Here is a 10,318-nt window from a genome sequence, read left to right as displayed (position 1 = left end):
GTCGCTGAAAGGCCACCTCTTGGAGCCGTCATCTCAGACCACTTCGCTGCACTTACGGTGACCGAAAAATCTCGCAAGGACAAAGCGGGAAGGTCACTGCGAACCCACCGTCCCGCTCATGAAGCAACTTCCTTCTACCGGGTCGGAGACTGCTTCGCCGTTTTCCTCCTTGCAGTGACCGGGAAAAAGGGGTCACTGCGAGGTCGTCTTCTCGTATCCGAAGCAGTCTCATTTCCCTGAAACTCGAAATGCTTCGCCACACCTGCAACCGGTGACGCGAATGCTCTCATTCCGCCTTCTTTCCCTTGCCCTTGCGTTAACACACCAAGAACGATTGACCCTGGGTTTAACACAGGGCCGTCACCACCTTTCAAGAACCTTCTTCGAGCCGGAACCTCCGCACGAGCTCCTCGAGATTCCCCGCAAGACGCTTGAGCTCTTCAACGGCAGAACGAATCTCCTCCAAAGAGGCGCTCTGCTCTTCAGTTGAAGCAGAAACCTCTTCGCTCGAGGCAGCGTTCTCTTCCGCCACCGCTGCGATAGAGGAGAGACTTTCGGACACCGCCTGGATATCCCGTGCCACATCCTCTATGAGCTTTGCGTTATCAAGGGAAAGCGCAAGCACTTCTTCTTCGCTCTTTTTCGTCACCTCTTGTGCCTTCTGAGCAACGTCAAAGGAGGAGGCAAGAGAGCTCATCTCTGCAAGAACTCCCTGCATCGCCGAAAGGATGTTCCCGAAGCTCTTCACCGCCTCATCCGTTTCAGCAACGCCAGCCATGACCTGGGATTCGGCTCTCTCCATCCGTTCTACGGCCCTACGGGTGTCGTTTTGAATCTCCCGGATGAGCTCCGCAATCTGCTTTGCCGCCTGGGCAGAGCTCTCGGCGAGCTTGCGCACTTCTTCCGCTACAACGGCAAAACCACGGCCTGCTTCTCCCGCCCGGGCCGCCTCTATCGCGGCATTGAGGGCTAAGAGATTCGTCTGCTCGGCAATGCCGGTGATGAGGTCCACAATTTTCCCGATTTCCTGAGAGCGACTCTCAAGGGTCTCGATGCTTTCAGCCACTTCCTTCGAGACCTGGGCAAGGGAAAGAACGCTCTCCCGGAGGACTGCAAGGATTTTCTGACCCTGCCGGGCTTCTTCTTCGGTTCTTCTTCCTGCCTCTGACACCGCCTGGATTCCCGAAGCAATACGTCCAAGGGCTTCGAAATTCTCCCGGAAACGCTCTTCCATTTCCCGGAGAAGCCTCACATTCTGTTCCGTAGCCTGGCGCAGGTTTTCAGCCCGTTCCCGGACGCGATTGGCCCGCTCCGCAATGCTCTGGAGCTCTTCACTCTGGCGGGTCGACCCCTGGGCAACCTGGGCGATGGTGCTTGCAACCTCTTGGGTTGCCTTGGCCACCTCCTCAACAGAGGCGAAAAGCTCACTGCTCGAGGAAGAAAGGAACGAAGCTCCCTGGAGGATTTCCCGCACAAGGGCCCTGAGGTTTCCAATCATCCCCACAAAGGCCTGGGCAAGGACACCGATTTCATCCCGTGCACGCTTGCCGATTTCCTCAATTCCACTCGTATCCACGCTGAGGTCTCCCTGAGCCACTCTCTCCACAATGTCCGTGACTTTTCGTACTCCTGAAGCAATGCGGCGAGAGATGTATCGGGAAAGCAATCCCACAACTGCCGCTACTACCCCAATGACTAAAATGATGAGATTACGCATCGCAAAGATAGGAGCGTAAATCTCTGCATCCGGAGCTGTGGCAACAACGTACCATCCTGTGGTCCCAACAGGGGCAAAGGCAGCCGCCCTTGCAACCCCCTCGTACGTATAGTGGGCAATGCCACGCTTTTTCTCAAACATCTCTTTCCCAAAAGCATTGAGGGCTTCTGAAGAACCCGAGAGGACATTTTCTTTGAGGACCTTCTCAAGGTTTGGGTGGGAGACAATTGTCCCGGTTTGGTCCACGAGGTACCCGTAGCCGGTCTTCCCTATCTTGATGGTTGCGATGAGCCTATCAAGGTCCTCTATGGGAATCTGATTTCCCGTCGCCCCGATGAGCTTTTCCCCTGCCGTTTTTGGGACAAGGAAGTGCACAACCCGTTTCCCCGTATCCGGAGAAATGAAGACCCGGGAGATGGCCGGCTTTTGCGTTTCAAGGACTTGCTTGAAAGCAGGCTCATTACTCAGATCGGCTTCTTTCCCGAGGGCACTTGTGGCGATACCGTTCAAATCCACCCAGTACCCCCACTCCGCCTGCGGGTCTTTTCCCACCCCCTGGATGCTTGCGAACTTTGTCTCAATCCAGAGGTTGATGCCGAAAGCTGCCGCATCGGCAATTGCAAGGAGCTGCCCCTCATACGCCTGGGAGAGCGACCGCTCAAACGCAGAAAGCCCGTACAGCGCAAGGAAGGTAAGAGGAATAAGCGAGAAAACGAGAAACCAAACCATGAGTTTTCCCTGGAGACTCCTGCGCATACCCTTTACCCCCCTCTTGGTTTCTTGAGATTTTAATCGGCATTCTTTCGCAAAACTTTAGAGGCCAAAGCGCACACTTCCCGCACCGAGAGGGCCTTTTCCTCGTGGACTTTTGGAAGAAGCAAGAAAGTCGCCACCGCTCGAAGGACCGTGGAGAGAATGAAGACGAGGTAGTACGGAGAAAACCGGACACCGAAGCTCTCCGCTACATGCACGATGTGCGGTGCCACGTACTCAAGGAGAGCCCCACCCACAAGGTACCCCAAGGCATTCCCAAAAACCCCGAGGAAGAGATTGAGCACCGCAATGTAGAAGGAACGGTGGAGATCCGGAGAGAGCTTGAGCGCGAGGTTATTCACCGTAAGGTTAATGGCAGGCCAGAAAATTCCGGCAAGAATCTGAATGATGAGGACGACAAAGGGCCAGTTGGTTGCGTTCGTGAAGCACCAGAGGAGGGGAAGAAAGGAGGCTACTGAAGTGGCAAGAAAGGTTACCGGAGTGTTGCCAAACCGGTCCGTCAGGCGTCCGAAAAGGCGGATGGAAAAAAGAGTGGTGAAGTTCGCCACCGCCTGAACGTAGAGGGCGATGTGGAAAAAGCTCATGTGGAGGTCCCGAATCATGTAGAGATTGAAAAAGGGCGAGGCAACGTTGAAGGCAAAGTACCAGAAAACGGTGAAGACGAGGAACCGGGAAAAGTTAGGATGTACGAAAACTTCCCGGAAGAAATGGAAAACGTTCCCCTGGAATTCTGCGTCCCGCTCCATTGGAGGGTCCTGGACCCGAAGGAAACAGAGAATGTCGAGCACCCCAAGGACTGATGCCAGGGCAATGACAAGGGAAAAGCCGGTGATGCTCCGAAAAGTGTCGAGAAACCACCCGATGAAGAGGCCGCTTGCAAGAGATGCTACAGTTCCCAGCAAACTCCGATGCCCAAAAAACCTTCCCCGCAGCTCCAGGGGCACAAGGTCCGCCACCCAGGACATGAAGCTGACTGCAAGAAATGCCCCTCCAACTGCGGTAACAAAAAGAAGCCCCACAAACGGCCCAAGGAGTGCTTCTCTCTTATCCACCAAAAGGGGCAAAAGGGCCACAAAGAGCCAGGGAACGCGGTTTGCAAAGCCCCCTAAAAGAAAAGCAAGCTTTCGCTTTCCGGTCTTCTCAAGGACAAAGGAAGCAAAAATCTGCAGCGCTCCGCCGAGAACCGGAAGGGCAAGGAGAACAGCGTAGAGGAGGTCCCCAAACCCGAGAATACGGGCGAAACCGGCAATGGGAGCACCGGTGGTGACGTTGACGAAAACAATGCCAAAGCAGACACCTAAGGTGACGAGCTTCAGGTCTCTGAGGAGTTTCGAATCCCGAATACTTGCGGCAACATCCCGGCTGAGAAGAAGAGACATAGGTTACTCAGATTTTTCGGAATTCTCCTCTTCCTGGGTTTCTTTTTTGGGTTTTGCCTCTTGCTTTTCCTCAAAGCGCTGCAGGAACTCGAGGGCTCTCCGGAGCTTCCGGTCCACGAGGTCGTTTAACGTTCCTTCCTCAAACGTTCCGTCCTCTTTCCTTCCTCCGGCCGGCATTCCGGTGAGAATCTCCATGGCCTCGTCGACATGAGAAACCGCATACACATGGAACTTCCCTTCCCGAACCGCTTCCACAACTTCCTCGTCAAGCATGAGGTGCTGCACGTTGCTTTTCGGGATGATGACTCCCTGGGTACCGGTAAGACCCTTCATCTTGCAGGCCCGGAAAAAGCCCTCGATTTTCTGGTTCACTCCCCCAACAGCCTGGACCTCCCCCTTCTGATTTATGGACCCGGTGACGGCAATGTCCTGGCGAAGAGGAACCCCGGCAAGGTCTGAGAGAATGGCACAGGCCTCGGCAAGGGAGGCGCTATCCCCCTCAACCCCTTCATACGACTGCTCAAAGCAAATGCTTGCCGCAATGGAGAGGGGCTTATCCTGAGCGTAACGGTACCCTAAGTACCCGCTCATGATGAGGACACCTTTGTCGTGAATGCGGCCGCTCAAGCGCGATTCCCGCTCGATGTTCACCACACCCTGCCGGCCAAGGTAGGTCCGGGCGGTGATACGTGACGGCCGGCCAAAGCTGAAATCCCCAAGGTCGTACACCGCAAGGCCGTTGACCTGGCCCACAACCGCCCCCTCGGTATCGATGAGGAGAACGTCTTCTTTGATGAACTCGTCGATTTTCTCCGCAAGAAGGCTCAAGCGCTTCCGACGGGCTTCAACGGCTTTCACCACGTGACGGTCGTAGACCCGGCTCTCCCCATCCTGCCGGGCGAAGAAGTCAGCCTCCCGCAGGATGTCCCGCAGGAAGCCAAACCGCGTACTCAGCTTCTCCTTGTGGGAGACCATGCGGGCAGCGTACTCAAGGAGTTTTGCCACCCCGCTGCGGTCAAAGGGCAAAAGTTTCTCCTCAAGGCAGGTCCTCTTTACAAAGCAGGCAAAGGAGGTGATGATGGCGTCATTTTTTCTGACCTCATAATCGAACTCCACCTTCACCTTGAAGAGGTCCCGGAAATCCTCATCAAAAAGGGTGAGAATCCGGTACGCGTATTCGTCCCCGATGAGAACGATTTTGGCGTCAAAAGGAAGGGGATCAGGCCGTAACCCTTGCGGAGCGATGAGGCCAAAGTGCTCAAAGGGGTCCTCCATGCGGATCTCGCGGTTCTTCAAGACCCTTTTGAGCCCTTCCCAGACCCCGGGATTTACAATGAGGTCCCGGAAGTACATGATGACGTAACCGCCGTTGGCCTGGTGGAGAGACCCTGCCTTGAGCATGGTGTGGTCGCTGAAGTACGTCCCCATGAAAGCGCGCCGCTCGATCCGGCCGAAGAGATTCGTCCACGTCGGATGGGTCTCAAGAATGACCGGAGGGGTTTCGGTAGCGGAGTTGTCCACAAAGACATTCACCTTGAAAGGCAAGAAAGGGTCCTGGAGACGCTGGTACGGGAGAAGGTGCTGGGGCTGGGCTGGAGCTTCCTGGGAATCCCGAAAGATGTGGAGGTACGAGAGGGTGAACTGCTTCAGAGCCGACAGGAACTCCACGACCTCCGGGGAATTCGCGTACCGGTCGAAGAGCTCTGCAAAAAGCGGAGTGATGGTGAAATCGGCAATGCGGGTATCGAGCTCAGTAATACGGTTTTTGAGCTCCATCTCAAGCTGGTGAATCCGCTCGAAGACCTCGTTGATGCGGTTCAAAAGTTTCTGGCGGCGGCTCTCGATAATCTCCTTCTCAAGGTCCGTGAGGGCAAGGTACTGCTCCTGGGTCATGGGTTTCCCTTCATACAAAGGCACAAGAATCGGTCCCATGGAGGTCATCCGAAAGGCAAAGCCTTCAGCCAAAGCCTCCCGCTCAAGCTCTTGGAGAATCTGGCGGTGTTTTTTCTGGTGCTCATCGATGAGAATCTGGCGCTGGTTCTTGTACTCGTCGCTTGCAAAGGCTTTCGGAATGATTTCCCGCAGGCTCTTCAGGAGGTTATCAAGAAGACGCGCGAACGTCCGCCCCTCACCCCGGGGGAAACGGAGGACCTTTGGCCTATCGGGATTATCGAAGTTGAAGACGTAGCACCAGTCGGTGACCGGAGGAAGGAGACCGGCTTTCTTCTTCTCCTCAAGGATGCGCTCGATGCAGGCCCGCACCGCTGCGGCTCTTCCTGTGCCACTTGGACCCACAACAAAGAGGTTGTACCCCGGGCGGTCCATGCGGAGCCCAAACTCAATAGCCGCAAAGGCCCGGTCCTGCCCCACAAACCCCTGGAGCTCCTCCACCTCATCGGTACACTCGAAGGGGAAAATCGAAGGGTCACAGGTCCAGCGCAGGTCCTCCGGCCGGAGACGGTACTTTGAAAGGTCGACTTTCGCTTCCATAGAAATCCCTACAGTTCCACCGAAACCACTTTGACGCTTTCCAAGGCCTCGAGAGCCCCCTTGAGTTTCTCAATCTCTCCGGCGTCCCCCACCACTTCAAGGACGATGAGGCCCTCATCCCGTTCTTCGCACTCTGACGGAAATTCATGGAGTCCAAGGCGCGTCCTGATGTTGCATCCGTACTGGGTCAAAACCTCCTGGACCCGAACGGCCACCTTAGGTCTATCCCCCACCTTGACAAGGAGAATCCGGGCCAAAGAAACCACCTCCCTGAACCTTTGGAGATATTATAGCAGGAAATAGAGGCCTCAGTTGCTTATCCTTCCTTTTCGAGAAAACGGGGGGAAGAAGGGGGTTCCATGCTCTTCCGAAAGGCCTTCGCAGCTTTCACTGCTTCATAACCTTCCCGGAGAGAGGAGAGCTCCCGCCTCAGGGTTTCCTCAAGACGAGACCGGATTTCCTCGTCTTTCTTTGTGATTTCCCCAAGGAGGGCAAGAGCCCTAAGACGCCTGGCTTCATCAAGCTTTCCTTCCTCAAGAAGAGGACCCAGAGCGTCAATAAGCTCCTGACGGCAGGAGAGGTATTCCGGGAGGTTCTCAAGGTCTCCCGAAAAAACGGCAGCGTGCATCCGGAGTGTAACCGCAAGGAGCTCCTCAAGGAGCTCAAGAGGTCCCCTGTCCACGGCTCTCAAGTTCCTTCCAGGCCTTGTGGAGGCCGGAGAGAATGCGGACGATGCCAGAAAGGGTTTCCTGATAGTTCTCCTTACTCGTCCGGGCACACTCTCGCAGGATAAACCGGTACAGGGCAAAGAGGTTTTCGGCAATCTCTCCTCCTTCCTCGACGTTGAGGCTCCCCAAAAGCTCGAGAACAATGCGCTCCGCCCGAGCCATATGCATCCGGGCAAGGACCTCGTCGCCTTCGCCGAAGGCCCGCTCTGCGAGTTTAAAGAACTTGATGGCCCCCTCGTAGAGGAGAACCACAAGCCGAAGTGGCGAGGCGGTGTTCACCGCATTCTCCTCGTAGAACCGACGGGCCATGGTGAGGTACGCGTTCATCACTTTCTCTCCTCCTTAGCTTCTCGTGGTAAGCTTACTCAAGTTTGCAATCTGCTGAGTGAGCCAGTTGCTCTGCGTTTGCATAGTCCCAAGGTAACTCTCAAGAACCGTAAACTGTTTGAGCCAGCGCTCCTTCTGGGCCTCCAAGCGCTCTTCCATAATGGCGATGCGCTCATCAAGGTCCTTTATGACATTTTCGTAGAGCTTCTGGGTACTCGACATCACTCCCTCGTAGGGATCGGTAACGAAGTTGAGGTACTCATTGAGCGAGTTCGCAATGCCGGAAGAGCCAGAGAAAAGCTCCTGCACCGCCTCGAGATTTGTTTCCAGAGCCTGGCTGAGTTTCCCCTCGTCCACCACAAGGTTCCCATAACGGTCAACGGAAATACCGATATCCATGACGCTCTGGAAATCCGAAGAAGTCACTCGAGCAGTCAAAAGCTTTTCGAGCTCTGCTGTTACCCGAAGAAGGGAGGTCTCTCCAAGGAGCGCCCCTGCGGTTTTTGTAGCGGCATCGTACCCGGTATTCTCTTTCACGAACTTCAGAAAATCGTTTAAGGCATTCGTGAAGCTGAGGATGCTATTCTTCACCGCTTCAAGGTCTCGGGAAATGGTGATGGTCACGCTCCCAGTGCTTTTGAGGCTCAGGGTTACCCCCGGAAGGAAATTGGTAATAACGTTTGAGGTTCCCTCATAGACTATGGGGTTTGTTCCTCCAAGGAGGACCCGTGCGTTCTGCGCCGCCTGAATCTCTGTCCACTCCGAGAGCTCTGCCTCTCCCCCAGAGAGCGCCACCTCCACGGTGATGGTATTTGCCGTTCCCGCTTCTTCGCTTGCCAGGAAAAGCCGGTACCCTTCCTGGGTCTCGACCAGGGAAGCTCGAACCCCGGCATCCGCCTGGTTTATGGCATCCCGAATGCCGGCCAAGGTATTATTTGAGGAATCGATGGTAATTTCGGTCGTTCTTCCTCCCACCGTAATGGTGATTGTCCCCTCCCCAAAGCGGGTGACGTTTGTATCAGCATAGGCAGTGGCTGTGGCAATCTGGTGGGCTCTTGCAAGGCTTTCCACCGTAAGGACGTAGGTCCCCTCCTGAGCATCGCTTCCCAGGGATACCGAAAGGGCATCACCTGTGACTTCGGCTTTCCTGGCAAGAAAAGTGGACGAAAGGGAAAGGCTCAGGGCGCTCGTTTTCAAACTCAAAAGCTTTGCGCTTGCCGCCTGGAGAAGGGTGAGCCGCTCGGCGTAAGTGGCCTTTTTCTCCTCAAGCCTCTCAATAGGAGCGCGCTCGACTTCGGCAAGCTTTTCGATGATTTCACTTGTATTGAGCCCCGAAATGAGGCCATCAATGCTTAAGCCCGCCACAGTTCCCCCTCCTCACACAACTTCATCCACAAGGATTCCCGCAAGTTCCTGGAGCTTGGCCACCATGTCGAGGAACTTCTCCGGGGGAATTTCCCGGATGACTTCTCCAGTCTCCCGGTTCACAATCCGGGCGATGATTTCCCCAGTGGGCTCGTGGATTTTGAAACGGAGCTCCAGGTTGAAGACCTCAAAGAGGCCCTTCAAAACCTCTCCGAGCTCCCTGATTTTCTCTGGATCAAGAAATACCGAGGACCCTTCTTCCCTTTTCCCCTCCCCTTCCTGGACCTCGGCTACCCTCACCGAACCCTGGGTCTCCTGAAGGGAGAGAGGGATAGAACCTACACTCTTTGCCATCTGTCCTTCAACCTTCATCGTTCCATCTCCTGCCTTTCAAAGAAAACAGGGAGGACGGGTACCCGTCCTCCCTGGTCCTCAGAGCCTCTATCGCAAGAGCTGGAGTACCGCCTGTGGAATGGTGTTTGCCTGGGCAAGCATTGCCGTACCGGCTTGAAGGAGAATCTGCGCCCGGGTGAACTCCATCATTTCCTCAGCCATATCGACATCCCTGATACGGGACTCGGCTGCAGCCAGGTTCTCCTTGGCGACACCAAGGTTGGCAATGGTGTGCTCCAGACGGTTCTGGTAAGCTCCGAGCTTGGAGCGTTCGGTTGAGACAATGTTGATGGCGTTGTCAATCGTCTCAATTGCTAACTCTGCTTCGGCTTGGCTCAGGACACTGATTTCGTTCACTCCAAGAGATCGAGCCCGCATGTCGTTGATACTCACCGTCATTATCTGATTTTTATTAGCTCCGATGTGGAGGGTCACTGCCCCCCTGGCATCAACAAAGACGTCGAACTGGAGGCTTGCTCCACTCCCAAGCGCAAGTTTTGATGGATCAATGGTTATCGAGAGCCCATTGGCGGCATTTCCTGCAGCAATCAGAGTGAGCGTCTCGCCTTCCCCTACAGCCGCTACACCATTAATGGTTCCAACAATATCGGTTCCTGCGTCGGAGAGAACGGTTTCAGAACCACTCGTAAGGCCAAGATCCTTGAGAAGATCATTACTTCCAGAAACGTTTATCGTAGCGCTGCTTCCGTAGTTGACAGAGGTGAGAACAATGCTGTTCCCGCTCACTGCTGCCTCAACACCGGTGAGCTCTTTGACGTTGTTGATCTTCAGAACGACGCTATTAAGATCCTCCCCTGAAGCCACATTGATAGCTATACCGTTGAGAACGATAGTTCCGTCGTAATCGACCGTTGCATCTGCCGCCGCTGCCCCACCAATCTGTGCCTTCGTGGCATTCTGGGTGATGACGACCGTGTACACTCCGGCTTTGGTGCTCACCCCTGTAGTCATTTGGGTGATCAGGGCATCAAGATCTTCTGGGTCTACTGCTGTAGAACCACTACTACCATCATACGAACTATCATTAACCGTTACAGTTCCATTGATTGCCAAACCATTCAGTGCCGTTACCTTATACCCTGCCTCGCCATTGAGGAGCTGTTTGGTGTTAAATTCGGTGGTGT

Annotated in this window: 9 protein-coding genes; all 9 read right to left on the bottom strand. The window is 54.8% G+C overall.

The annotated features are described in order from the left end of the window. Positions 1–370: 370 nt before the first annotated feature. On the bottom strand, positions 371–2,473 hold the full coding sequence (locus tag H5U36_04645; protein ID MBC7217444.1) for a Cache 3/Cache 2 fusion domain-containing protein: 2,103 nt from the start codon (positions 2,471–2,473) through the stop codon (positions 371–373). Positions 2,474–2,505: 32 nt separating this feature from the next. Beyond that, positions 2,506–3,870: an MFS transporter gene (locus H5U36_04640; GenBank protein ID MBC7217443.1), complete on the bottom strand. Its 1,365-nt coding sequence runs from the start codon at positions 3,868–3,870 to the stop codon at positions 2,506–2,508. A gap of 3 nt (positions 3,871–3,873) precedes the next feature. After that, the gene (locus tag H5U36_04635) at positions 3,874–6,360 is read right to left on the bottom strand and encodes an AAA family ATPase (GenBank protein MBC7217442.1); all 2,487 of its coding nucleotides are present in this window, start codon (positions 6,358–6,360) and stop codon (positions 3,874–3,876) included. Positions 6,361–6,368: 8 nt separating this feature from the next. Then, positions 6,369–6,617, bottom strand: coding sequence for a hypothetical protein (locus H5U36_04630; GenBank protein MBC7217441.1), 249 nt, complete (start codon positions 6,615–6,617; stop codon positions 6,369–6,371). 59 nt (positions 6,618–6,676) lie between these two features. After that, positions 6,677–7,042 carry a hypothetical protein gene (locus H5U36_04625; GenBank protein MBC7217440.1) on the bottom strand — a complete coding sequence of 122 codons (366 nt, stop codon included), beginning with the start codon at positions 7,040–7,042 and terminating at the stop codon, positions 6,677–6,679. After that, complete coding sequence (fliS, locus tag H5U36_04620) at positions 7,023–7,397, bottom strand: flagellar export chaperone FliS (protein ID MBC7217439.1); 375 nt, start codon at positions 7,395–7,397, stop codon at positions 7,023–7,025. Before fliS ends, H5U36_04625 begins: the two co-directional genes overlap by 20 nt. Before the next feature lie 33 nt (positions 7,398–7,430). Further along, a complete protein-coding gene (gene fliD, locus H5U36_04615) occupies positions 7,431–8,780 on the bottom strand; it encodes a flagellar filament capping protein FliD (protein MBC7217438.1) in 1,350 nt (449 codons plus the stop codon). 12 nt (positions 8,781–8,792) lie between these two features. Next, positions 8,793–9,134 carry a flagellar protein FlaG gene (locus tag H5U36_04610; GenBank protein MBC7217437.1) on the bottom strand — a complete coding sequence of 114 codons (342 nt, stop codon included), beginning with the start codon at positions 9,132–9,134 and terminating at the stop codon, positions 8,793–8,795. Positions 9,135–9,221: 87 nt separating this feature from the next. Beyond that, on the bottom strand, positions 9,222–10,318 hold a 1,097-nt coding region (locus H5U36_04605), incomplete at its 5' end, for a flagellin (GenBank protein MBC7217436.1).

Origin of the sequence: Candidatus Caldatribacterium sp. (assembly GCA_014359405.1) — a bacterium.
GTDB classification, from domain to species: domain Bacteria; phylum Atribacterota; class Atribacteria; order Atribacterales; family Caldatribacteriaceae; genus Caldatribacterium; species Caldatribacterium oleiphilum.
Note: the sequence above shows the minus strand (reverse complement) of the source record. Positions and strands in the feature narration are given on the sequence as shown.

Coding starts and splice junctions, on each gene's coding strand:
- H5U36_04645 (MBC7217444.1), bottom strand. CDS start 2,473: ATGCGCAGGAGTCTCCAGGGAAAACTCATGGTTTGGTTTCTCGTTTTC.
- H5U36_04635 (MBC7217442.1), bottom strand. CDS start 6,360: ATGGAAGCGAAAGTCGACCTTTCAAAGTACCGTCTCCGGCCGGAGGAC.
- fliS (MBC7217439.1), bottom strand. CDS start 7,397: ATGGCCCGTCGGTTCTACGAGGAGAATGCGGTGAACACCGCCTCGCCA.
- H5U36_04640 (MBC7217443.1), bottom strand. CDS start 3,870: ATGTCTCTTCTTCTCAGCCGGGATGTTGCCGCAAGTATTCGGGATTCG.
- H5U36_04610 (MBC7217437.1), bottom strand. CDS start 9,134: ATGGCAAAGAGTGTAGGTTCTATCCCTCTCTCCCTTCAGGAGACCCAG.